At 72.8% G+C, this 22,783-nt stretch carries 19 protein-coding genes; 6 read left to right on the top strand and 13 right to left on the bottom strand.

Features of this window, described 5'->3' with window-relative positions; genetic code table 11:
- Nucleotides 1-70: 70 nt before the first annotated feature.
- The 4 genes from GPA10_RS04825 to GPA10_RS41600 all read right to left on the bottom strand — a co-directional run bounded on the left by GPA10_RS04825 (nucleotide 71) and on the right by GPA10_RS41600 (nucleotide 5,146).
- Nucleotides 71-2,074, bottom strand: coding sequence for an FAD/NAD(P)-binding protein (locus GPA10_RS04825; RefSeq protein WP_157164378.1), 2,004 nt, complete (start codon nucleotides 2,072-2,074; stop codon nucleotides 71-73).
- Between the two features lie 218 nt (nucleotides 2,075-2,292).
- Nucleotides 2,293-4,038 (bottom strand): alkaline phosphatase D family protein, encoded by a 1,746-nt coding sequence (locus GPA10_RS04820; protein ID WP_343040432.1) that lies wholly within the window; start codon nucleotides 4,036-4,038, stop codon nucleotides 2,293-2,295.
- Between the two features lie 110 nt (nucleotides 4,039-4,148).
- The gene (locus tag GPA10_RS04815) at nucleotides 4,149-4,796 is read right to left on the bottom strand and encodes an HNH endonuclease family protein (RefSeq protein ID WP_157164377.1); all 648 of its coding nucleotides are present in this window, start codon (nucleotides 4,794-4,796) and stop codon (nucleotides 4,149-4,151) included.
- Between the two features lie 113 nt (nucleotides 4,797-4,909).
- Complete coding sequence (locus tag GPA10_RS41600) at nucleotides 4,910-5,146, bottom strand: hypothetical protein (protein ID WP_198351506.1); 237 nt, start codon at nucleotides 5,144-5,146, stop codon at nucleotides 4,910-4,912.
- A gap of 283 nt (nucleotides 5,147-5,429) precedes the next feature.
- Here GPA10_RS41600 and GPA10_RS04805 point away from each other — a divergent pair, with 283 nt between their 5' ends.
- Nucleotides 5,430-6,014: a TMEM165/GDT1 family protein gene (locus GPA10_RS04805; protein ID WP_157164375.1), complete on the top strand. Its 585-nt coding sequence runs from the start codon at nucleotides 5,430-5,432 to the stop codon at nucleotides 6,012-6,014.
- 287 nt (nucleotides 6,015-6,301) lie between these two features.
- Nucleotides 6,302-6,961 (top strand): HAD-IA family hydrolase, encoded by a 660-nt coding sequence (locus GPA10_RS04800; protein ID WP_157164374.1) that lies wholly within the window; start codon nucleotides 6,302-6,304, stop codon nucleotides 6,959-6,961.
- Between the two features lie 85 nt (nucleotides 6,962-7,046).
- Here GPA10_RS04800 and GPA10_RS43595 read toward each other — a convergent pair whose 3' ends face one another.
- The gene (locus tag GPA10_RS43595) at nucleotides 7,047-8,075 is read right to left on the bottom strand and encodes a peptidoglycan-binding protein (RefSeq protein WP_157164373.1); all 1,029 of its coding nucleotides are present in this window, start codon (nucleotides 8,073-8,075) and stop codon (nucleotides 7,047-7,049) included.
- Between the two features lie 176 nt (nucleotides 8,076-8,251).
- Between GPA10_RS43595 and GPA10_RS04790 the strand changes: the two genes are divergently transcribed.
- Nucleotides 8,252-10,288, top strand: coding sequence for a DHA2 family efflux MFS transporter permease subunit (locus tag GPA10_RS04790; protein ID WP_157164372.1), 2,037 nt, complete (start codon nucleotides 8,252-8,254; stop codon nucleotides 10,286-10,288).
- Nucleotides 10,289-10,687: 399 nt separating this feature from the next.
- On the opposite strand, the gene GPA10_RS04785 is transcribed toward GPA10_RS04790, so the two are convergent.
- The gene (locus GPA10_RS04785; protein WP_157164371.1) at nucleotides 10,688-11,248 is read right to left on the bottom strand and encodes a GNAT family N-acetyltransferase; all 561 of its coding nucleotides are present in this window, start codon (nucleotides 11,246-11,248) and stop codon (nucleotides 10,688-10,690) included.
- Between the two features lie 133 nt (nucleotides 11,249-11,381).
- Nucleotides 11,382-11,840 carry an ATP-binding protein gene (locus GPA10_RS04780; RefSeq protein WP_425505668.1) on the bottom strand — a complete coding sequence of 153 codons (459 nt, stop codon included), beginning with the start codon at nucleotides 11,838-11,840 and terminating at the stop codon, nucleotides 11,382-11,384.
- Nucleotides 11,841-12,114: 274 nt separating this feature from the next.
- Here GPA10_RS04780 and GPA10_RS04775 point away from each other — a divergent pair, with 274 nt between their 5' ends.
- On the top strand, nucleotides 12,115-13,467 hold the full coding sequence (locus GPA10_RS04775; RefSeq protein ID WP_157164369.1) for an NsdA family TPR-like regulatory protein: 1,353 nt from the start codon (nucleotides 12,115-12,117) through the stop codon (nucleotides 13,465-13,467).
- A gap of 51 nt (nucleotides 13,468-13,518) precedes the next feature.
- Here the strand turns inward: GPA10_RS04775 and GPA10_RS04770 are convergent, their stop codons facing one another.
- Together GPA10_RS04770 and GPA10_RS04765 are read right to left on the bottom strand one after the other, a co-directional pair.
- Nucleotides 13,519-13,836 (bottom strand): antibiotic biosynthesis monooxygenase family protein, encoded by a 318-nt coding sequence (locus GPA10_RS04770; protein WP_058845831.1) that lies wholly within the window; start codon nucleotides 13,834-13,836, stop codon nucleotides 13,519-13,521.
- A 72-nt stretch (nucleotides 13,837-13,908) separates the two neighbouring features.
- Nucleotides 13,909-14,331 (bottom strand): DnaJ family domain-containing protein, encoded by a 423-nt coding sequence (locus GPA10_RS04765; protein WP_157164368.1) that lies wholly within the window; start codon nucleotides 14,329-14,331, stop codon nucleotides 13,909-13,911.
- A gap of 117 nt (nucleotides 14,332-14,448) precedes the next feature.
- Between GPA10_RS04765 and GPA10_RS04760 the strand changes: the two genes are divergently transcribed.
- A complete protein-coding gene (locus GPA10_RS04760) occupies nucleotides 14,449-14,844 on the top strand; it encodes an FHA domain-containing protein (protein ID WP_058845829.1) in 396 nt (131 codons plus the stop codon).
- A 55-nt stretch (nucleotides 14,845-14,899) separates the two neighbouring features.
- On the opposite strand, the gene nadE is transcribed toward GPA10_RS04760, so the two are convergent.
- The 3 genes from nadE to proP all read right to left on the bottom strand — a co-directional run bounded on the left by nadE (nucleotide 14,900) and on the right by proP (nucleotide 18,347).
- Nucleotides 14,900-15,730, bottom strand: a complete 831-nt coding sequence (gene nadE, locus GPA10_RS04755) for an ammonia-dependent NAD(+) synthetase (protein ID WP_343040332.1) — start codon at nucleotides 15,728-15,730, stop codon at nucleotides 14,900-14,902.
- A gap of 91 nt (nucleotides 15,731-15,821) precedes the next feature.
- Nucleotides 15,822-16,556, bottom strand: a complete 735-nt coding sequence (locus GPA10_RS04750) for an O-methyltransferase (RefSeq protein WP_157164366.1) — start codon at nucleotides 16,554-16,556, stop codon at nucleotides 15,822-15,824.
- A gap of 312 nt (nucleotides 16,557-16,868) precedes the next feature.
- Nucleotides 16,869-18,347, bottom strand: coding sequence for a glycine betaine/L-proline transporter ProP (gene proP / locus GPA10_RS04745; protein WP_157164365.1), 1,479 nt, complete (start codon nucleotides 18,345-18,347; stop codon nucleotides 16,869-16,871).
- A 522-nt stretch (nucleotides 18,348-18,869) separates the two neighbouring features.
- On the opposite strand from proP, the gene GPA10_RS04740 reads away from it, so the two are divergent.
- Nucleotides 18,870-21,164: a bifunctional glycosyltransferase 87/phosphatase PAP2 family protein gene (locus GPA10_RS04740; RefSeq protein WP_425505667.1), complete on the top strand. Its 2,295-nt coding sequence runs from the start codon at nucleotides 18,870-18,872 to the stop codon at nucleotides 21,162-21,164.
- Here the strand turns inward: GPA10_RS04740 and GPA10_RS04735 are convergent.
- Nucleotides 21,121-22,755, bottom strand: a complete 1,635-nt coding sequence (locus GPA10_RS04735) for a hypothetical protein (RefSeq protein ID WP_343040331.1) — start codon at nucleotides 22,753-22,755, stop codon at nucleotides 21,121-21,123. The two genes, GPA10_RS04740 and GPA10_RS04735, sit on opposite strands and share 44 nt — an antisense overlap.
- Nucleotides 22,756-22,783 lie beyond the last annotated feature (28 nt).

The following is a 22,783-nucleotide window of genomic DNA, read 5'->3' as shown; positions in this document are numbered from 1 at the left end:
GTGGGGGACTCCTTCGGTCTTGAACGGTTTGGGGACGGGAACCGATCGGGAGATCCAAGATTAGGTCCGCCTAATTAGTACTTGCAACTTCAACATCTGAGTGTTTCGTGAGAATCTCCCGCGCGGGGGCGGACATCGCCCCTTCCGGAGCCGGAGCCGGAGCCGGAGCCGGGGCCGGAGCCGGAGCCGGGGCCGGACCCGGAGCCAGAGTGGGAGCCGGAGCCGCCGCCCGCAGCGCGGCCCGCGCCACCGCGTCCGCGTCGGACAGCGTCACCGAGTCCACCCCCGGCCTGGCGCCCGCGGCCGTCACCCAGTGCACCCCCTCCGTCGGCACCCCGAACGCGAACCTGCGCGCGTGCGCCCGCCCTTCGCCGTCGATCAGGCGGTACGGCCGCGGCGTCACGTCGAGCCCGCCCGTCTCGTAGCCGTCCACGGTGTGCGGACGGCACTGCCCGGCGGCGAGGAGCCCCGCGAGCAGCGCGTCCCCGGTGCGCCGCAGGTCGGGCTCGGGCAGCCGGGCCTCGATGAGGGTGGTCACCCGCACCCCGGAGCCCGGCACGTCCGGCGAGTGCGCGTGGAACGCCCCGTCCGCGCCGCGCACGTCGATCCGCGGCCCGACGACCTCCACGACTCCCGCCTCGATCAGCGCGACGAGTTCCTCGACGCGGCGCCGCGGCGGGCCGATCGACAGGAAGGCGTTGAACGGCGTGTACCAGCCGTCCAGATGGGCGCGGCGCGAGGCGCCGGTCAGGCCGCCGTGGTCGACGACGAGGCGCAGTTCGTTGCGCAGGTCGCGGAGCACGTCGAGGGCCGCCTTGAGCGGGCCCGCCACATTGCCGAGCCTGGCCTGCGCGACGTCGTCGCGCAGCCGGTCGAGCAGCCGGGCCCGATGGTCGTCGGGCGAGCCGAAGCGGAGCCCCGCGTACGGCCGCGCGAGCCGCTCCCAGGACCAGCGGTCGTCGGGGGCGAACCCGAACTCGTCCAGGACGAGGGCTTCTTCGGGGCTGCCGGGCGCGGTGTCGAGGAAGCGGTCGGGAAAGGCGCGGGCCCGCTCCGCCGCGCCGGAGGCGTTCAGCCGCGCCGTGTAGTGGACTGTCTCGACCTCCTTGGCGACCAGCGGCCACACCTCGGCGCGGAAGTCGGGCGCGTCCCCGCTGTCCGCGCGCTTGCGGAACCGGGCGATGACCTCAGGGGTGAGGACCGCGGGCCGGTGCCGCCCGTAGGGGCCCTTGGCGTTGTCGCCGCGTGCCTGGTACGGGACTCCGCGGCGCGAACCGGCGTACAGGCGCGGCTCGTCGCCGCTCGCCGCATAGCGCGGCGCGCCGTCCTCGCCGGTGACGAAACGGCCGCCGCGCCCCACGGTCAGGAGCGCCATGTGGTCGAAGAAGTTCAGGCCGAGGCCGCGCAGCAGCACCGGTTCGCCGGGCGCGACCGCGCTCAGGTCGATGTCGGCGGGGTTGGCGGGCGGGATGTGGCGCAGGCCGTGCCGGGCGGCGTACGCGGAGAGCTCCGCCTGGGCCGGGTCGGGGGCCGCCGGCAGATGCCCCTGGGCGAGGACGACGGCGCCGAGCCCGGACAGCACCTCGGCGTCGTCGAGCACGAGGGTCTGCCGTCCGTCGGGCTCCTCGCTCAGGCCGACCGCGCGCGCCGGGTGCACGACGACGCGGACGGCTTCGGGCGCGGCGGCCACGGTGCGGGCGAAGAACCACTCCAGGTAGCGGCCGTAGTCGGCGCGCGTCGGATAGTCGTCGGGGCCGAGCCCCGGCAGGTGCCCGCGGGCGGCCCACTCGTACAGGCTCGGCCCCGGCCGCACCGGCCCCGCGCAGTCGACACTCGCGTCGGTGAACAGCGTCACCTGGGAGGCGACGGTGTTCATCAGGAGCTCCGGCGGCTGGGCGGTGCGCCAGACCCGTCCCGGACCCGGCGGCGCCGGATCGACCACGTGGACCGTGAGCCGCGCCCCCAGGGGCAGCAGCTCGGTGGCCGACGCGCACAGGCGCTCCAGGACGCTGGTGCCGCGTGGCCCCGCGCCGACGACGGCTATGGAAGGGTCAGCGGGCGGGGCAGCAGACAAAGGCGTGACTCCCGGTACGGATCGTGACTCCCGGTACGGCTCATGGCTCCCGGTACGGACGGAGGGACCGGGACATCATGCCGTCGGCAGTGCGGTCGCAGGACCCCGCTTCGGAGGATCGTCATCCGGTTGTGGCCCGCGTCACGCCGACGGAAAGGGCATACCGGCCCATGGGGTCGGCGGGCACGGAGGCAGGCAAGCACTCATGGGCTCATGGCTCATGGGGTCAGCTGCGTCTCCGACACGGTCTCCATCCGCTCCGCGCCGTCCTTGCCCGCCCGCGCCCGGTCGAGGCGCAGCCGGGCCGACCTGCCCCGCATCGTCAGGGTCATCAGATGGTTGCCGAACCAGGGGCCGCCCGTCCTGCGCCAGTCGACGGCGGCGCGGGGGAGCCGCCCGTGCCGGGCGAACCGCCGCCCGAGGGCCCGGCCGACCCGGCTCCAGCCGAACCGGAACCCGCCCCTTATGTAGGCGGGTATGGAGTTGTGCACCGGCGAACAGGTCAGCTGGAGCACGCGCGCGTCGGGGCCGCCGCCGGGCCAGGTGGGCTCGGCGACGTACGCGTGGTGGACGTCGCCGGACAGGACGCACACCGTCGCCGGGGCGTCCGCGCCCGAACCGGCCTCGGCGATCACCGCGGCCAGGGAGTCGAACGACGACGGGAACGCCGCCCAGTGCTCCAGGTCCGCGGCCCGGCGGAGCCGCTCCCCGAAGCGGGCCCAGCGGGCGCCCCGCTCGCCGCGGCACAGTGCCGCGTCCCAGCCCTCGGCGTCATGAATGAGATGCGGGAGGAGCCACGGCAGCGACGTCCCGATGAGCAGATGGTCGCAGCCGCCCTCCAGGGCCTGCGCGCGCAGCCACTCGGCCTCCTCCGGGTCGAGCATCGCCCGCTCGTCCTCCTTCAGGACGCGGGCGGCCCGGGTGTCGACCATCAGCAGGCGGACACGGCCGAAGTCCCTGCGGTAGCTCCAGCGCGTCGACGCCGGGTCGCTGTCGGCGGCCGCGGCGAACGAGCGCAGGGCGTCCGTGCCGTCGGGCGCGGCGCGCACCGCGGTGAACAGCTCGTCGCGCGCGAGTTCGTCCGGCGGGAGGTTGCCGATGTGCTGGTACACCCAGTACGACATCAGGCCGCTGAGGATGCGCTCGCGCCACCAGGGCGTGGCCCGCATCTCGGCCAGCCAGGACTCGCTGGTGTTCCAGTCGTCGATCACGTCGTGGTCGTCGAAGACCATGCAGCTGGGCACCGTGGAGAGCAGCCAGCGCACCTCGGGGTCGAGCCAGGACTCGTAGTAGAGGTGGGTGTACTCCTCGTAGTCCGCGACCTGGTCGCCCGGGGGTTCGGAGAGGTCGCGGCGGGCCGCGAGCCAGCGGCGGGTGTCGTCGGAGACCTCGTCCGCGTACACCTGGTCGCCCAGGAGCAGCAGCACGTCGGGGCGCGGTCCGGTGGGGTCGGCGGCGATGCGGGCCGCGAGCGTGTCGAGGGCGTCGGGGCCGATGGGGTCCTCCTGGTGCGAGCGCAGCCGGGCTCCCGGGGAGGCGCCGTGCTCGGCCGCGGGCGGCGCGGCCCACCGGCAGGACCCGAAGGTCACCCGCACGGTCTCCCCGTCCCCGCCCCCGTCCCCGTCATGGCTCGTGCCGCCGTCGCGGCCCGTGCCGCCGCCGCTCCCGCTCGCTGCCGTGCCGCCCGGCGTCCGGATGGTGCTCGGTGGGAACGGCGAGTCGGGCAGCGGCCACACGGGGCTCTCGTCGAGCGACACCTCGTACGCCGTGTCCGTGCCCGGACGCAACCCCTCGACCTGCACCAGGGCGTAGTGGTGCCCCGCGATCTGGAAGGTCCGCGCCGTGCCCCGGGCGCCGTCGGCGCAGCGCACCTCAGCCGTGCAGGGCCGGTCGGCCTCCACCCAGACGGTCGCGCTCGCGCCGTCGACGTACCTCAGCAGTGGTCCCAGGCGCAGCCGTGCCACAGTGATCACCCTCCTCCGTCGCCCCGTACGGTACGGAACGACGGAGGCGGGCGGGCCGGTTCCGCCGAAGCGGAGTGATCAGCGCCGGTCGGCGGCCGGTCGGCGGCCGGTCAGCAGCCGTTGAGGACCGAGGTGAGCTTGCTCTTCTCGGCGGAGTCGACGGTGAGGCCGTAGTGGTGCTTCACGTCCACCCACATGCGGACGTAGAAGCAGTGGTACGACGACGTGGGCGGCATCCACTCGGCCGGGTCCTTGTCGCCCTTGGCCTGGTTGACGTTGTCGGTGACGGCGATGAGCTGGGGCTGGCCCAGGTCGTTGGCGAAGCTCTTGCGGCGGTCGGTGGTCCAGGCGTTGGCGCCGGACTTCCACGCCTCGGAGAGCGGTACGACGTGGTCGATGTCGAGGTCGGAGGCCTGGGTCCAGGTGGCGTTGTCGTAGGCGGACTTCCAGGTGCCGGAGACGGCGGCACAGTTCCCGTCCTGCTGGACGTTCTGGCCGTCCCGCTTGAGGACGACCTCACGGGTGTTGCAGGCGCCGGACTGGGTCGCCCAGTGCGGGAACTTCTCGCGGCTGTAGCCGTCGGAGGAGCCCTCGGCGCGCACGGTGAGCTGGCCGAGGTAGGTGCGGGCGGTGCTCGCGTCGACGGGGGTGGGCGGGGCGGCCTGGGCGGGCGAGCCGGCGAGCAGGGTGCCCGCGGCGGCCAGGGCGGTGAGGGCGCCGAGGGTGGCGGCGCGGTGACGCGCGTAGAACGTGGGCATCTGAACTCCCTTGGTGTGGGGGGACGTTGACCGGTGGGGCGGTCATGCTGGCGTGCTCGGATGGCGCCGAGGTGTGCACTGAGTGACAGGGTCGCGTCAATCACCTGTAAACATCAAGGGTTCTGGTGCCCCGTCATGGCGGCGCGTTGAGGCGGAAGTTGGTACTTCGGGGTGAAATGCCGGGCGCGTGGGTGTGCCGGGTGGCCGCGGGTGGCGCTCCCGGTGTCCGGTGGGTGCTCGGGGTGCTCGGGGTGCTCGGGGTGCTCGGGGTGCTCGGGGTGCTCGGGGTGCTCGCGGTGTTCCGGGCGGTCGGGTGCGGCGGCCCGGGTGCCCGGTGTGGCATGGGTCACGATCGAAGGGGGCGGGGCCAAAGTCCCTGGCCGGGGCGGTGCGCGGGTCGCGTAGGATGGCCGGAGCAGAAGGGGAGTAGCTCTTCGCCGGACCGTCGACATACTGCTCAGTTCGTCTGAGCCGGCGCCCGGAGGCAGCCCACGCGGTGGGCGGCCAGCGAGACCTTCGGCCAGCAGTGCTCAGCGTGCACACCCGTGCGCGCAGCCGTGCGCTGCCGTGCCGAGGTGTCGTACGCGAAGGCTGCGGAACTCTCGGCGGGGCGGCCCGACCGATTGAGGAACCTTGATCAGCATCAGTGTGACGGCGCTCGTCTTCGGCGTGGTCTTCCTCGCCGAACTCCCCGACAAGACCGCGCTCGCCGGGCTCGTCCTCGGCACCCGCTACCGCGCCTCGTACGTCTTCGCCGGAGTCGCCGCCGCCTTCGCCCTGCACGTGGTGCTCGCGGTGGCCGCGGGCAGCGTGCTCACGCTCCTTCCGCAGCAGCTGGTGCACGCGCTCACCGGCGTCCTCTTCCTCGGCGGCGCCGCGATGCTGCTGCTCTCCAAGGGCGGCGACGAGGACGGCGACGAGGTGAAGGCGCCGAAGGACCAGAGCTTCTGGCGGGTCTCGGGAGCGGGCTTCATGCTCATCCTGGTCGCGGAGTTCGGCGACCTCACGCAGATCATGACGGCCAACATGGCGGCGCGGTACGACGACCCGCTGTCCGTGGGCCTCGGCGCGGTGCTCGCGCTGTGGGCGGTCGCCGGGATCGGCATCGTGGGCGGCAAGGCGCTGATGAAGCGGGTGCCGCTGTCCCTCATCACGAAGATCGCGGGGGTTCTGATGCTGGCGCTCGGTGTGTGGAGCCTCATCGAGGCGGTGGCCTGAGGGAGTGGACCTGACGCCGGGGGCGCGGCCCCGGCGGTGGCCTGAGGGAGTGGACCCGGCGCCGGGGCCCGGCCCCGGCTGGGTCTGAGCGCCAGGTCACGGGCGCCTGGGCTTGTGCTCGCACAACGGCTTGACCTGCGGTGTTGGCGCATGAGGGGCTTGTTTTGTACCGTGAGGGAACAAAGTGGCTCCGCCCGTACTCCCTGACCGGCGGGCGGGGCCGCCTTGATCCCCGGGACGCCCCGCGTCCGCGTTTCCCTGCGGTTCTTCCCCTCTGGAGTGCGCCGATGACGGCCGTGAACGAACTGACCGCCCGAGCCCTCCTCCTCGACATGGACGGCACCCTCGTCAACTCCGACGCCGTCGTGGAGCGCGTCTGGCGGCGCTGGGCCGCCCGGCACGGCCTCGACGGGGACGAGGTCCTGCGCGTCGCGCACGGCCGCCAGGGCCACGCCTCGATGGCGCTGCTGCTGCCCGACAGGCCCCTGGCCGAGAACCTCGCCGAGAACCGGGCGATGCTCGCCGAGGAGACCGCCGACATGGACGGCGTCGTCCCCGTGCCCGGCGCCCCCGGCTTCCTCGCCTCGCTCGCCGGTCTCCCGCACGCCCTGGTGACGTCCGCCGACATACCGCTGTCCACCGGGCGGATGGCCGCCGCCGGGCTCCCGCTGCCCGCGGTGCGCGTGACCGCCGAGAACGTCTCCGCCAGCAAGCCCGACCCCGAGGGCTTCCTCAAGGGCGCCGCCGAGCTGGGCTTCGACCCCGCCGACTGCGTCGTCTTCGAGGACTCCGGGGCGGGCATCGCGGCCGGCAGGGCCGCCGGGATGCGGGTCGTCGGGATAGGCTCCCGCGCCGGTGCCCATGAGCCCACGGTGTGGGTGGACGACCTGACGCGGGTCCGGGTCACCCCGACCGCGGACGGCGCGATACGCCTCGTCTTCGGCTGAGGCACCCCTCGGCCGGGGTCTCCTTCGGTCGAGGTCCTCTTCAGCCGGGCGCCTCTCGGGCTGAGGCCCACTTCGGCCGTGCCCCCTAAGACACGGTCGTCTCCGCCTCCAAGGCCCGGCGGGTCGCCCGGCCGTAGGTGCCGGGCGGGTCGTCGGTGACGCCGCGCGCCCACTGGAAGCGGGCCACCGCGTCGGCGACCGCGGGGGAGTAGGTGCCGTCCCGCGGGCCCACGTACAGGGACAACTGTCCCAGTCGGCACTGGAGTTCGCTCACATCGGGACCCGTGTCGCCCACGTGCAGGGCCCGGAGACCCTGCGGGCGCCGGTCGGGTGGCAGGATCACCGTGCCGGTCGCGCGGGCCGTCGTACGCGTCGGTGACGTCGCCGGTTCCCGCAGCGTACGAGGGGACTCCTGCCGCGCGGACGCCGACGGGGACGAGGACGACGGCTCCGGCGAGGGGCGCGTCGCGCGCGGTTCCGCGCGGGTCGCGCCGGGGCTCGGCGCGACGGCCGCGGAGCGCACCGACGTCTGAAGGGCGGGTTCGTCCGCGCCGGGGTCCCCGGCGCCGGGGTGGCCGGGGCGGTCCGGGCTGCTCGACGCCGTGTCCGGCAGGGCACGGTCCGCGTGCCCTTCGAGCCCGCCGCCGCCCCCGGCACCCGCGTACATGCCACCGGCGAAGACGGCCGCGGAGGCGGCGAGCATGCCCGCGCCGGAGAAGAGGGCGGCGCGGCTGCGGCGCCGCTCCCGGCCCGCGGCTACGGGGCCGGGGGGTGGTGGTACGGGGCCCGTGCCCGCGTGTGTGCCCGCGTCTGTGCCTGCTTCGGCGCCTGTGCCTGTGCCTGTGTCCGAGGCTGTTCCGGTGCCGGTTCTCGTGTCCGGTCCGGTGCCTCCGGGCAGCGGAGGCGGGGGCGACGGTGCCGACGGCTCCGGCAGCGTCACATACGGGCGGATCCGCAGCGGATCGAAGTCCTCCACGGCCGCCGCCTGGGCCGACCGCGCCTCCAGGGCCGCACGGGCCGCCGCGCCCGCACAGCCGCAGGCGGGCTCCCCGCCGGGGCCCCTGGCCGTGCCGCACCCCGGGCATCCGGCCGCCCCGGCCGCCGCCCCTGTCACGCCCGGCTCCCCGGGCTCATCTAACCGGCCCCGTGCCGCGTCTCCCGTGTCCACTGCCCGCTCCCCTCCCTCGCCGGCCCCACAGGGCTTCCCAGGAGTATGCAGCCGCACGACTCAACAGGCCATAACGGGTGACACCGACGACGATGGAAAGTGAGCACCCGCAGGAGGTGTCCATGACGCACGACGTGAGCCCCCGCCCTGCCGGAGCGAGGCGCCTGGCGGGCTCCCCGGAACACGTGCCGGGCAGCGTCCTGGTGTCCATCGGTGCCCTGCTCCTCGGCATGCTCCTCGCCGCCCTCGACCAGACCATCGTCTCCACCGCCCTGCCGACCATCGTCAGCGACCTCGGCGGCCTGGAACACCTGTCGTGGGTCGTCACCGCGTACATGCTGGCCGCGACCGCCGCGACCCCGCTCTGGGGCAAACTCGGCGACCAGTACGGCCGCAAGAAGCTCTTCCAGACCGCCATCGTCATCTTCCTGATCGGCTCCGCGCTGTGCGGCGTCGCGCAGAACATGCCCCAGCTCATCGGCTTCCGGGCGCTCCAAGGCCTCGGTGGCGGCGGCCTCATGGTCCTGTCCATGGCGATCGTCGGGGACCTCGTCCCGCCCCGCGAACGCGGCAAGTACCAGGGCCTCTTCGGCGCCGTCTTCGGCGCCACCAGCGTCCTCGGGCCGCTGCTCGGAGGCGTCTTCACCGAGCACCTCAGCTGGCGCTGGGTCTTCTACGTCAACCTGCCCATCGGCGTCGTCGCCCTCGCCGTCATCGCCGCCGCCCTGCACATCCCGGCGAGCCGCGCCCGCCACACCATCGACTACCTAGGCACCTTCCTCATCGCCTCCGTCGCCGCCTGCCTCGTCCTCGTCGCCTCGCTCGGCGGTACGACCTGGGCCTGGGGCTCGGCGCGGATCATCGGGCTCGCCGTGCTCGGCGTCCTGCTCGCCGTGTGGTTCGTGGCGGTCGAGCGGAAGGCCGCGGAACCGGTGATCCCGCTGAAGCTGTTCCGCATCCGCACCTTCACGCTGTCCGCCGTCATCAGCTTCGTCGTCGGCTTCGCCATGTTCGGGGCGATGACCTACCTGCCGACGTTCCTCCAGGTCGTCCAGGGCGTCTCGCCGACCATGTCCGGCGTCCACATGCTGCCGATGGTCGCCGGGCTCCTGATCGCCTCCACGGTGTCCGGGCAGATCGTCAGCCGCACCGGGCGGTGGAAGGTGTTCCCCGTCGCGGGCACCGCCGTCACCACGCTCGGCCTGCTGCTGCTGCACCAGCTGAACGAGAACAGCCCCACCGGCGAGATGAGCGCCTACTTCTTCGTCTTCGGCCTCGGGCTCGGCCTCGTCATGCAGGTCCTCGTGCTCATCGTGCAGAACGCCGTCGACTACGAGGACCTCGGCGTCGCCACGTCCGGCGCCACGTTCTTCCGGTCCATCGGCGCCTCGTTCGGCGTCGCGATCTTCGGGACCGTGTTCACCGGCAGGCTCGGCGACAAGCTCACCGACGCGCTGCGCGGGCAGGACCTGCCCGCCGGGGCCGGCGTCGACTCCCTCAAGGCCGATCCGCGCGGCATCGCGGAACTGCCGCCCGGGGCCCGCGCCGGGGCGCTGCACGCGTACTCATCCGCCATCACCGACGTCTTCCTGTACGCGGCGCCGGTCGCCCTCGTCGCCTTCGTCCTCGCCTGGTTCCTGCGCGAGGACCGGCTGCGCGGGGCCGTACGGGCGCCCGAGGCCACCCAGACCCTCGCCAGCAACCCCGTCGAGCGGTCCTCGTACGACGAGGTGGCGCGGGCTCTTTCCCTGCTCGGTACGCGCGCGGGACGGCGCGAGGTGTATGTGCGGATCACCGAGCGCGCCGGGTACGACCTGCTGCCCGCGGCGAGCTGGCTCCTCCTGCGGATCGCCCGGCACGGGCACGTGGAACCCGGCACGCTCGCCGAGCGGAGCACGGTGCCGCTCACCGTCGTCACCCAGGCCGCCCGGCAGTTGGAGGAACGGCGCCTCGCCGTCCGCGAGGGGCTCGGCATGCGGCTCTCCGACTCCGGCCGCGAGGTGGCCGCCCGGCTCGCCACCGCGCGGGAGGAGTCGCTCTCCGAACTCCTCGGGGACTGGTGGGGGCCCGGACGGCCCACGGATCTCATGCAGTTGGTGGAGGAACTGGGGGCCGAGATGTGCGGCTCCGACGCGGAGCGTCCCGCCCGGCGGGCGTAGAGGGCCCCCTCCCTTCCCGTACGGGGCGTTCCCGCGCCGTGCGCCGTGGTGGCCCTCTTCCGCCGCTGCCGCGGCGGTGTCTCCCGCCCGCCCGCCCGTTGCTGTCGGCCGTCGGGCTGGCGTACGGGGGTGTTCCCGCGCCGTACGCCATGGTGGCCGTCTTCCGCCGCTACCGCGACGGTGTCTCCCACCCGCCCGCCCGTTGCTGTCGGCCGTCGGGCTGGCGTACGGGGGTGTTCCCGCGCCGTGCGCCGTGGTGGCCCTCTTCCGCCGCTGCCGCGGCGGTGTCTCCCACCCGCCCGCCCGTTGCTGTCGGCCGTCGGGTCGGCGTACGGCGGCACACCCACGACCCTCACCCCGCATCCCGGGTCGGCGACGGAACCAGTAGCGGCGCGGCCGTCAGGCCGTTCGCGGGGGCAGGTTCTTGCGGAACCAGTGTTCCGCGTACATGTCGGAGTTGTGCGGAGGTCCCTCGACGTACCCGTGGCGCGCGTAGAGGGCCCGTGCCTCGACGAGGTCGTTGCGGGTGTCGAGGCGGACATGGGTCGCGCCCAGACCCTGGGCGGCCTCCTCCGCGGCGGTCAGGAGGACCGTCCCGCCGCCCTTACCGCGCAGCGCGGGCAGCACGAAGACGCGGGTCAGCTCGGCCGTGCCGGGCGCGACGAGGCGCACGCCCACCGTGCCCGCCGGCTCACCGCCGTGGCGCGCCACGAGGAGGACACCGGCGGGCGGCGAGAGCCCCGCACCGGTGTCCTCCGCGATGCCCCGCTCCAGCTCGGCGGCGTCCGTACGACGCCCCTCGTGCACCTCGTACCAGCGGTCGCTGACCTCCGTGTAGTACGCACGCCACAGCGCGACCGCCGCCGCCGAGCCGACGGGCTCGGGGGCCACGGTCCACGGCTCGTGCCTTCCCGACCCGTCCGGTCCGACGTGGCGACTACTCCTCCTGTGCACGGTCATACTCGTCAACTTAGGCCGTCACCCCACACAGATCCCAAGGGATTTGGTGACCGTGAGAGCACCAGAGGCCGCGCCCCGCCAAGAGATCGGCGATCCGGTTCCGGTATGTGCTCGCGCGGATGCTCGGTGATCTCTACGTCAAGCTGTCGGCGTCCCTGCAATCAAGGTCGAAGCGGCACCACACGGTCTTGCCGCCCACCTCACCCGGCTCGCACCACACGAAGTCGACGAGACGATGCACGATGAACAGGCCACGCCCGCTGTCCGGCAACACCGCTGCGGACAACTCGCCCGCCAGTTCCGGGGAGACGAACTCGCCCAGCGGCAGATCAGGCAGCGTCGAGTCTTCGTCGGTCACACCGATGAAGAGCCATTGCGGCCACATTCTGAGAACGACGTCGATACGCCGTGCGGCGCCGGGCCGTGACAGGCACGTGTCCGGCACTACGTGATGGACCACGTTGCCGACCAGTTCCGAGACGACCAGCCGGACGTCGTCCACGAGAGGGGCGAGCCCCCAGTCCCGCAGGCACGCGCTCACCATGGCCCGCGAGCCGCGTACACAGTCCGGGGACTCGGCGAAGAGCGTCAACGCACGGAAGTGCCCGCCAACCGGTATCTGCTTCCGCTCACGAGGAGCTGGGGGTACGGATACGACGGATACGGATGGGTTCGCCAAACCTCTGTTGTCCGGCGCGTTCATGGCACGATCACCCGTTCTCGGCTCGCGCCCACCGGGATGGTCCCGGCAGGGTGGACCGAGGGTCCACCGCTTTCGCCGCGTGCCGCTCCCCCCTCTTGGGGACCCCCCTCGTGAGTACACTCGCGGCACGGAGACGGAAGGTCAGCCACAACGGGGACGTGAGATGACCGAAGCTGCTCCCACTCCGGCGGCCCTGCCGCCGCACGTGGTGGAACGTGCCGACGTACGCGCGGCCATCGCCAACCATGACTTCGGCGAGGTCTTCCGCCTCGCCCGGCTGCACGGAAAGATCAGTTACGCCAAGATCGCCGAAGCCGTCGGCTACAAGCGCGAGCACATCGGCAAGATGGCGCGGCCCGAGGCCGACGGCCACGGCGTCCGCCCCCGGATCACACAGCACCGCAAGATCCTCGAAGTGGTGGACGCGCTGCGTATCCCCGGCCATCTCGCCGGGCTCGCCCCGAGGCCCTGGGAGTTCGAACGCCGGACGGACGTCTCGCGGCAGGTGGACCCGAGCACCTTGCTCGCGCGAGGCGGCGCAGGACTGTGGGACGTCGCGGAGCTGCTTCGGCGGGCCGAGATGTCCGACATCAACAGCGCGGCCCTGGAGTCGATCGAGCAGGGCATCGACCAACTGGCACGCGCTTATCCGTACGCCGATGCCGATCACCTGCACGAGCGCACCCGCAACGGCCTCCAGTACGTCACCAAGCAGCTCGAAAGCCGGATGACCCTGCGCCAGCACAGGGAACTCCTCGTCGACGCGGGCTGGTTGTTCCTGCTGAACGCGTGCGTCCAGTACGACCGGGGCCAGTCGGAGGCGGCCAACCTCAGCAAGGCCGCCGCACTCAGGATCGGCGACGAAGTCGGCCACGGCGAGATCAAGGCGTGGGCGTGGGAGATCGAAGCATGGTTCGCCCTCACGCAGAGCCGTTGGCAGGACATGATCGACGCGGTCGAGGCCGGGCACGCCGCCGACCAGACGCATTCCGTCGGCGTACAGCTCTACGCCCACAAGGCACGTGCCGCCGCGCGTATGGGGGATGCTCGCCTGGTCCGCGACTCTCTCGACGCGGGGCGCGCGAGGTTGGACCGGCTGCCCCGCCCGGACCACCCGGAGCATCACTTCATCATCGATCCCGACAAGTGGGACTTCTACGAGATGGATGCCTACCGTCTGCTCGGCGACGACGAGCGCGCCGCCCAGCACGCCCGGTCGGTGATCCGCATCAGTACAGGCCCGGACGGGACCGAGACCTCACCCATGCGAGCTGCTGAAGCCCGCCTCACGCTCGGGGTCTCCGCTGCCCGGACCGGGGACATGGAACAGGCAGTGGGGATGGGCACCGTGGCGCTGGAGGCCGACCGCAAGTCCCTGCCCTCCCTGCTCCTGGTCGCCAACGAACTGGACAGGGAACTCCGGTCCCGGTATCCGCGAGAGATCGCTTCCCGCGACTTCCACGAACGCGTCGTGAGCATCGCGCGAGGCCAGGCGGCACCAGAACTTCCGTTCTGATGTCGCCTGCCGCACAAATCCACCGGCCCGGCGTACGCAAGCGAGCCAGAGCTATGCGCCCTTGGGGGCCGCCTGCTGGACGACCTCGAAGGACCAGACCTCGGAGCCGCTCGCCGCGGGCTTCGGGCGGTCGCCGCCGCCCTGGTGGGCCGACTTCATCGGGCCCTCCATCCACGCCTGGAAGGCGGCCTCGTCGCGCCACCGCGTGTACACCAGGTACTGGTCGGTGCCCTCGACGGGGCGGAGCAGCTCGAACCACTCGAAGCCGTCCGAGTTCTCCACGGAACCCGCGCGGGACGCGAACCGCTTCTCGAGGACCTCGCGCTGCTCGGCCGGCACGGTCAGGACGTTGATCTTCACGATGCTCATGGGCACCATCGTCGCGCACGACCGGACACGGAGGAGGCGCGGCCCCCCCCCGCGCCCCCGGGCTTCACCCCGTCAGGGCCCGTCGGCTCCCTCGGCTCCGTGTCGCTTCCGCCAGCCCCGGGCCACCTCCTCCACGTCGAAGGGCCGCAGGCCGAGCGGCGGGCCCGGCGGCGGGTTGCGCAGGGCCACCCGGATCTTCTCATTGAGTTCGGTGACGAGGCGTCTCGCCATCCGTTCGGAGGGCGCATCGGCGGCCGCGGCGGCGACGTCCTCGGCCTCCTTGCGCAGGGCGAGCGTCGGTGAGAGGACGGAGACCCCCTCGCGGGCCAGCTTCCGCTTGACCCACCACAGTTCGTCGTACGCCGCGCCGTCGTCGTGCGGCAGCGGCTTGCCGCGGCCCGGCAGGGCGGCGAAGTCGCCGCGCGCCTCCGCCTCTCGGATCTGCTTGTCGACCCAGGACTCGAAAGCGACTCCTGGTGGCTTCCGTTCAGTCATGCCTCCATGGTCGCAGAGCACGTCCGGGGTGTCCCCGGGCGAGAGGCCGGTGGAAGGCCCTGGTCCGGGGCTAGGATGCGCGCGGTGGTCCGGAATTCAGGGGCAGGGGGTACCCAGGTGCTTGAGCTCACCATGGCCATGGTGTCGGGGGCGGCGGACGCGGGAGCGACCGCGGGCATGCTGATGGCGGACGCGCCGAGCGATCCCGGCGCGGTCCTGCGCGTGGGGCGCGACCGCGCCGTGTGCAGGCTCTCGCCGCCGCAGGACTGGCTGTTCGTCTCGCGCAGGCACCTGGAGTTCCGCTGCCGCATCGACGGCGCGTGGACGGTGACGTGGGTCCGCGGCTCGCAGCCCGACCCGGCGGCCGAGGTGCGCATCCTGACCGGCGGCTCCGCGGTGCCCCTCGCCTACGGGGCCACGACCCCGCTGCCCCGCGGCGGCACCGGTGAGGTCGTCGTCCAGGACCGGTCGGGACCACGGAGCGTCAACGTGGGGTTCTATCACGAGAGTTGAGCGCTGGTGCTGTTCCGTTCGGTGCCGTGCCGTGCAGCGCAGTGCTGTGTGGCGGCTAGGGCGCGATGGGCAGTTGGCGCTTGTGCTCCGTCAGGCGGTAGCGGCCGACGATCTTCTCGTAGGCCCGCTCGTCCACCGGCTTGCCCTCCAGGAAGTCGTCGATCTCGTCGTACGTGACCCCGAGCGCCGTCTCGTCGGCCTTGCCCGGGTCGAGGGTCTCCAGGTCCGCCGTCGGCACCTTCCACACCAGCTCGGCGGGCGCGCCGAGGGCGTCCGCGACGGCGCGCACCCGGCGCTTGGTCAGGCCGGTCAGCGGGACCAGGTCGGCCGCGCCGTCACCGAACTTGGTGAAGAAGCCGGAGACCGCCTCCGCGGCGTGGTCGGTGCCGACGACCAGGCCGTCGTGCGCGCCCGCCACGGCGTACTGGGCGATCATGCGCTGCCGTGCCTTGATGTTGCCGAGTACGAAGTCCTGGTGGCCCGCGTCGCGGAAGGCCACGTCGGCGGCGAGGGCGGCCGCCAGCGCGGCGTCGCTCGCGGGCTTGACGTCCACGGTCAGCACGTGGTCGGCCTGGATGAAGGAGAGCGCGAGCTGCGCGTCGTGCTCGTCGGCCTGCACTCCGTACGGCAGTCGCATCGCGTAGAAGTGCGCCTCGTGTCCGGCGGCGCGGGCCCGCTCGACGGCGAGCTGGCACAGCCTGCCCGCGGTGGTGGAGTCGACGCCGCCGCTGATGCCGAGCACGAGGGAGCGCAGCCCGGTGGCCGTCAGCCGCTCGGCGAGGAAGGCCACGCGGCGCTCGATCTCCCGCTCGGCCTCGAACACCTCGGCGACCTGGAGTTCCCGGGCGATCTCCTGCTGCAGGGCGGTGGACGCCGGCTCGCTCACGACTGCTCCTGGTTCCGGTACGCGGTGTGCTGTCGCGCCCACCCTACCCAGGGCTGTCGCGGGGGCGCGGATGTGGGCGTGGCCTCGGCGTTCAGGGCCTGTCCGACGCGGACGGGTCCTGGTCGAGTACGCGGGCCAGGGCGAAGCCGTCGTGTCCCTTCAGGCCCACCGTCTGTACCGCCGTGCCGTCGAGCCTCGGGTGGCTCGCGATGAGTTCCAGGGCCGCGCGGGTGCCGAGGATGGCGGGGTCGTCGCTGGTCGCGTCGACCACTCCGCCGCCGCGTACGACGTTGTCGACGATGATCAGGCTGCCCGGCCGGGTGAGCTTGAGCGACCACTCCAGGTAGTTCCGGTTGTTGGCCTTGTCCGCGTCGATGAAGACCAGGTCGAAGGGGGCGGGGTTCTCGGCGTGCAGGGCCGCCAGGGAGTCCAGGGCCGGGCCCGTGCGGATCTCGGTGATCTTGTCGAGGCCCGCGCGGGCGAGGTTGGCGGCGGCCACGGCCGCGTGCTCCGGGCTGTATTCGAGGGTCAGGAGGTGGCCGCCCTCGGCGGGCAGGGCGCGGGCCAGCCAGATGGTGCTGTAGCCGCCCAGGGTGCCGATCTCCAGGATGCGGGTGGCGCCCTGGACGCGGGCCAGGAGGTGCAGGAGCTTGCCCTGGTTGGGGGCGACGTTGATGGGGGGCAGGCCGGCGGAGTCGCTGTCGCGCAGGGCGGTGCTCAGGGCGGGGTCCGCCGGGGCCAGGAGGTCGGCGAAGTAGTCGTCGACCTCCGTCCAGGGGGTGGGGGGCCGGTCGGGGTTCGGGGCGGGGGTGGGGGCTGGGGCCATGGCTGCTCCTCGGGTGGTGGGGGTTTGCGCTGCGCTGTGCCTCCCCAGTCCCGCCCCTTCCCGAAACCAGGGACGCTGCGCCCCCTGGACCCCCGCCTCTTGTCGGCGCTCCGCGCCTCGTCCTCAATCGCCGGACGGGCTCACATTTCCGCCGGGGCGGCCTTGATCCCCCGGCGGGTGGTGAAGGGCGGGCAGGTGGGGAAAAGCCTGTCCGGCGATTGAGGACAAGCGCGGCAGCGCGGAGAAAGGGCGGGCGGGTGGGGGAGGAAGCGCCCAGTCGGCGGCGAGGACGAACCGCACCGGAGGGTGCGGTCAACCGCGCTCGGCCCGCGCCCCAGCGAGTGCGCGGGCCTCCGCCCGGGTCTCCACCGCCGGCGGCGACCCGGGCAACGGCCGCCCCGCCGACTCCGCCATGTACCAGACGGCGATCCCACCGACGACCGCCGCCGCCATCATGTAGTAGGCGGGCATCATCACGTCCCCGGTCGCCCCGATCAGCGCGGTGACCACCAGCGGAGTCGTACCGCCGAAGACCGAGACGGAGATGTTGAAGCCGATGGAGAGGGAGCCGTAGCGCACGGAGGTGGGGAACAGGGCGGGCAGCGCCGAGGGCATGGAGGCCGTGAAGCAGACGAGGAGCAGGCCGAGCGCGGCCATGCCGAGGCCGATGGCCCACAGGGAGCCTTCGCGGATCAGGAGCAGGGCGGGGACGGACAGGAGCAGGAAGCCCGCGCAGCCCGCGGCGATGACCGGGCGGCGCCCGACGCGGTCGGTGAGGGCGCCCATGAACGGCTGGGCGCACATCATCAGGGCCATCACGACGAGGACGACGAGCAGGCCGTGCGTCTCGTCGTACTTCAGCTCGCTGGTGAGGTAGCTCGGCATGTAGGACAGGAGCATGTAGTCCGTGACGTTGAAGACCAGGACCAGGCCCACGCACAGGAGCAGGGCGCGCCACTGGCCGGTCACCATGTCCCGGACCCGGACCTTGGGCCGGGTCTGCTCGTCCTTGTGGGCCTTGTCCAGCTCGGCCGCGAACGCCGGGGTCTCCTCCAGGCGCATGCGCAGGTAGAGGCCGATCAGGCCCATCGGGCCCGCGATCAGGAACGGGATGCGCCAGCCCCAGGACTCCAGGTCGGAGGAGGAGAGCAGGGCCGTCATCAGGGTGACGAGGCCCGCGCCGCCGATGTAGCCGGCGAGCGTGCCGAACTCCAGCCAGCTCCCGAGGAAGCCGCGCTTCTTGTCGGGCGCGTACTCGGCGATGAAGGTGGAGGCGCCCGCGTACTCGCCGCCGGTGGAGAAGCCCTGCACCAGGCGGGCGAGGAGGAGCAGGACCGGGGCCCAGACGCCGATCGAGGCGTACGAGGGGATGAGGCCGATCGCGAAGGTGCCGGCCGCCATCATGATCATGGTGAGGGCGAGCACCTTCTGGCGGCCCACGCGGTCGCCGAGCGGGCCGAAGACCATGCCGCCGAGGGGGCGGATCAGGAAGGCCGCGGCGAAGGCGCCGAAGGTGGAGAGGAGCTGCGCCGTCGGGTTGCCGGAGGGGAAGAAGACCTTGCCGAGGGTCACCGCGATGTAGCTGTAGACGCCGAAGTCGAACCACTCCATCGCGTTGCCGAGCGCGGCCGCCTTCACGGCGCGCTTGACGAGCGCGGGGTCGGTGACGGTGGCTTCCGTGGCGGCCGGGGTCCCGGGGGGCGTGCCCGCCGGGGTGCCGGGGGCGGGAGCCTGGCCGGAGCGGGGAGGGGCCGCCGAGGTGCGAGGTTCGACGTGTTGCGCGGTCGGCAAGAGCTCGCTCGCCTGCCTTTCGTGGACGACATGGACCCCGTGACCTTAGGTGCAGCAAGCATCATTACGCGGGGTCGCGGCGTGATCGCGCACAGTGGGCAATAGCGCTGTATTCAGGCCAAACGGGATTACTTCCGGCAGTGGCGGCATGAGGCCCATGTGATCTATGTCGCGCCCGGACGGTGCAACCGCACAGGGGGGTACCCGCAGTCTTCGCACAAATATGCGCCGTACGGGCCCCGTCGCGGCCCCCGCCGCCCGTGGGCCGGTTGGGCACAGGACCCGAAAAGCCGGTAAAAAGCGGTGTGGCTGCCAGGTGACGTGGGGGTTGCGCGCGTCTCCCTCAGGGGCGTGCGAGCCTCTTCGGGTGGCATCAGGGGATCCCTGGTGGGTCTGCTGATGGGTCCGCTGGTGGATCTGCTGGTGGATCTGCTGGTGGATCCCGTCAGATCTCCTGGCGCGTACAACGAGATATTCAGCGATATTCAAGGGTGACGGATGGGGCGGGAGGGCCGACAGGGCGTGGCGAATGTTGAGCACAGGCGACCGGGAAGTGCCTTGGGCACGGGGGCATCCGGGACGCCCGATCCGCGGATCGGGGCCGTCCGGGTCGCCCTCTGGCTGATCGCCGCCGTCCTCGCCGTACGGCAGGTGGCCGTCGTCCTGCGCACCCCCAAGGGCGAACGCCTGACCGACCTGGAGACCTGGATCGGGCCGAACGGCGTGCTGCACGTGAACGGCTCGCTCTACGACGCGGACAAGTTCACCGGCACCCCCTTCGCGGGCCTCGCCCTCAAGCCGCTCGCCAGCTCCGCGGAGAACGCGCTCGGCTGGGCGTGGACCTTCGGCACCCTCGGACTCGTCGTGGTCCTCGGTCTGGTCGCCGCCCGCGCGCTGCCGCAGCCCGTCTCGCGCCGCACCTCGCTGCTCGCGGCCCCCGTCGCGATCTGCCTGCTCATGCTGTCCCTGCCGGTGCGCAACACCCTCCACCTCGGCCAGACCAGCATCATCCCCGTGCTCCTCGTGCTGCTCGGCTGCTTCGCCGTGCGCGGGGAGCGGGCCCCCGGCATCCTCATCGGTCTCGCCGCGGCCCTGCAGCCCACCGTCCTGCTGTTCGCGCCGCTGCTGTGGTTCACCGGCCGGAGGAAGGCCGCCGGTACCGCGGGCGCGACCTTCGCCGCCGCCACCGCCGTCGCCTGGGCGGCCATGCCGCACGACTCGTCGACGTACTGGGTGCACCACCTCGCGGGCGCCGGACTCGGCGCCAACCCGGACGCGGGCGCCAACCAGTCGCTGCACGGCGCCCTGCTCCGCCTCGGCCTCGAAGGGCCCCTGGAGATAGGGGTCTTCCTGGCCCTCGGCGCCGCCGTCGCCGTCGTCGGTCTGCGCCGCGCGATCACCTACGCCCGCGACGGCCAGCTTCTGCTCGCCGTCGCGCTCACCGGCTGTGTGGCCGTCGCGGTGTCCCCGACGAGCTGGCAGCACCAGCTCCTGTGGCTGCTGCTCGCCGTCGTGGGGCGGGTCGGCAAGCGGGCGTCCGACCGGTACGTGTGGCCGATCGCCATCGTCCTCGTGATGACGCTGCCGTCGAAGATGATGCTGCCGAACATGTCGGCCCTGGACCCGGTGCGCGACAACGTCGTCCTGATCGCCGCGCTCGCCTCGGCCCTGTTCGTGCCGTTCCTGTCCCGCACGGCCCCCGAGTACCGGAAGCCGATCCCCACCTCGTACGCCGATCCCGTACCGGCACGCTGGAAGTGGGTGCCGCTGTTCCCGTTCTGGCGGCGCGTCCTGACCCGCCCGAACCTGCTCCTCGAACTGCTCCTGATCCGCGTCGGCTACTCCGCGTACCAGCAGACGCGGCTCGCGGCGACCGGCGGCACCATCTCCGGCGGCCGGGAGCGGGCCGAGACGCACGGTGAGCAGATCCACTCCATCGAGCAGTTCCTGCGCATCGACATCGAGCACTGGTTCAACCATCTGACGGCGCGCACGCCCTGGATGGAGAGCTTCTTCAACTTCTACTACACGTCGTTCCACTTCGTGGTGCCGCTGAGCGTCCTCGCGATCCTCTATCTGCGCCGCCCCGCCCAGTACCGGTGGGCGCGCTCCGCCCTCGGCTTCGCCACGATCCTCGCGCTCGTCGGCTTCTGGGGCTATCCGCTGGCGCCGCCGCGGCTGATGGAGGACCTCAACTTCATCGACACCATCCATGGCCCGCAGGACTTCTCCCAGCCGGACTACGGCACCCTGACGAAGCTCACCAACCAGTACGCGGCGATGCCCTCGCTGCACTTCGGCTGGTCCCTGTGGTGCGGCCTGACCATAGCGATCCTCGCGCCGAAGTGGTGGATGAAGGCCCTCGGCCTGCTGCACCCCCTCTTCACGGTGTGCGCCATCGTCGGCACCGGCAACCACTGGGTCCTCGACGCGGTGGGCGGCGCGGCCGTCGTCGGCGCCGGCTTCGGACTGACGTATCTGCTCCAGGGGCCGCGCGTGAAGGAGGCCCTCCGGGTCGGTACGGGGGTGCGGCCCGCGGTGGCCGCCGCGCCTGGAGCTGCCGGGGCGCGAGGGGCGACAGGGGCGGCCGGTGCGTCCCCCGGGAAGGAGCCCGCCGCCGTGAAGGGCGGCACCGGCCCGGAGAAGGCGCTCACCCCGGAGAAACTCCTGCCCACGTCCGAGAAGCAGCAGGCTCCGCCACCCGGCAAGGCGGGGAAGGCGGCGCCCGGCAAGGCCAGGGAGACGTCGCCGGACGCGCCGGACGCGCCGCCCGTCAGCAAGCCGAAGGGCGCGGCGGGCGACCGTACCCCGAGCTGATCCGGTAGGTGCCCGGCGCCCGGACCGTGAGGCGGGTGAACTCGCCGTGTTTGCGCAGGCAGGCCCCGTCGGCCTTGAGCCACGGCGAGTACGCGATCCGCACCGTCACCGCGCCCCGCTCCGGCACCCGTACCACCACGTCCGTACTGGTGGCACGGACCACGGAGGCGGGTGCCGACGCCATCGGCACCGCGTCGCGCACCCGGAGGATCCGCCAGTGCTCGTCCTGCCACACCGGTTCGAGCCACTTCGGGGCGCTGCGCACCAGGGCGGCCTCGGCGAGGGCGGGCCCGTCGGGGCGCCCTGACGCCAGCACGACGTAGCCGACGGCCCAGCGGTCGAGCCAGGCGCGGTAGGTCGCCGCGGAGAACGAACCGTCGTAGAAGAGCCTGCCCCGCTCGATGTCGAGCTGGCGGTTCCAGCCGCGCGCCATGTTCACGTACGGCGCGAGCGCGGTGGCCTCGCGGTGGTTGCGGGCGGGCACCACCTCGACCCGGCCGCGGTCGGCGCCGAGCCGCTTCAGCTCCGCGACGACGCCCTGGGTGTCCCTGGCCCAGGCGGGCACCGCCGTGGACACCTTCAGGTCGTCGGCGGTCTTCTGCGCCACCCACGCCGTCGACAGGACGAGCGCGGTCACCAGGGCCAGGCGGCGGATGGTGGAGAGCGCGGGCGTGAGCAGGGCGGCGAGCAGCAGCGCGGGCGCGACGAGTTCGGCGAGGCGCTCGACGTTGGTGCCGATCGGGGAGGGGATCAGATACGTCAGGACGGTCCCCGCCGCGTACACCCCCGCGCCCCAGCGGAGCACCCGCCACTCCCGGGGCCCCGCCACCACCAGGACCAGGCTGAAGAAGGCGGGCGGGTAGATCCGGTGCGCCCACATCAGGTGCTCGCCCTTGAACGGGAAGAGCAGCGTGGTGAGGCCGACGACCACGACCGGCGGCACGAGCAGGGCCAGGGCGCGCCCCCACTCCCGTACGAAGAAGTAGCCCGCCCCCGCCACCAGGAGGAACAGGCCCGCCACGGGGGAGGCCATGGTGGCGAGCGCCGCGCAGAGCACCGCGACCGTCACGCGCTTCCCGCGCAGCAGCGCGAGGACGGCGCCGAGTCCGAAGGCGAGGCCGAGCGCGAACGTGGTGCGCCCGGAGGCGACGTTGCACCACACGGCGAGGGAGGCGAGGACCGCGGGCCCGAGCGGTCTGCGCACCCCGGAGCGTGCGATGAGGACGGCGACGAGCCAGGCACCGGCGACGCCGGACAGGACCGTGACGGTCTTCACGCCGAGCGCGGCCATCAGGTACGGGGATATCAGGCTGTAGTTGGCGGTGTGCATGCCGCCGTACCAGAAGAGGCCGTACGCGGCCGAGCCGTGGTCGTCGGCGAACCTGGCCCAGGCCTCCTGGGCGGCGAGGTCGCCGCCGCCGGTGGCGAGGAACGCCGCCCACAGCGCGTACAGGGGCAGCGTGGGCGCGGTCGCGAGGACGGCGACGCGGTGGCGCCGGCAGAAGGAGCGGGCGGTACGGAAGGGACTCTTCCGTTCTGTGGGTGAACTGCCGGCCGGGACGAGCGAGACGTCGGCAGAGACCACGGCCACCGTTTCCGTTCGAAGTCTTGGAGGGGCA

The sequence above is a fragment of the Streptomyces typhae genome (assembly GCF_009755605.1).
GTDB classification, from domain to species: domain Bacteria; phylum Actinomycetota; class Actinomycetes; order Streptomycetales; family Streptomycetaceae; genus Streptomyces; species Streptomyces typhae.
Note: the sequence above shows the minus strand (reverse complement) of the source record. Positions and strands in the feature narration are given on the sequence as shown.

Bases quoted from the DNA above. Each gene is read 5' to 3' on its own strand.
- GPA10_RS04750 (WP_157164366.1), bottom strand. From the start codon at position 16,556: ATGGCCCCAGCCCCCACCCCCGCCCCGAACCCCGACCGGCCCCCCACC.
- GPA10_RS04815 (WP_157164377.1), bottom strand. From the start codon at position 4,796: ATGCCCACGTTCTACGCGCGTCACCGCGCCGCCACCCTCGGCGCCCTC.
- GPA10_RS04775 (WP_157164369.1), top strand. From the start codon at position 12,115: ATGACCGAAGCTGCTCCCACTCCGGCGGCCCTGCCGCCGCACGTGGTG.
- GPA10_RS04770 (WP_058845831.1), bottom strand. From the start codon at position 13,836: ATGAGCATCGTGAAGATCAACGTCCTGACCGTGCCGGCCGAGCAGCGC.
- GPA10_RS04790 (WP_157164372.1), top strand. From the start codon at position 8,252: ATGACGCACGACGTGAGCCCCCGCCCTGCCGGAGCGAGGCGCCTGGCG.
- GPA10_RS04765 (WP_157164368.1), bottom strand. From the start codon at position 14,331: ATGACTGAACGGAAGCCACCAGGAGTCGCTTTCGAGTCCTGGGTCGAC.
- GPA10_RS04785 (WP_157164371.1), bottom strand. From the start codon at position 11,248: ATGACCGTGCACAGGAGGAGTAGTCGCCACGTCGGACCGGACGGGTCG.
- GPA10_RS04800 (WP_157164374.1), top strand. From the start codon at position 6,302: ATGACGGCCGTGAACGAACTGACCGCCCGAGCCCTCCTCCTCGACATG.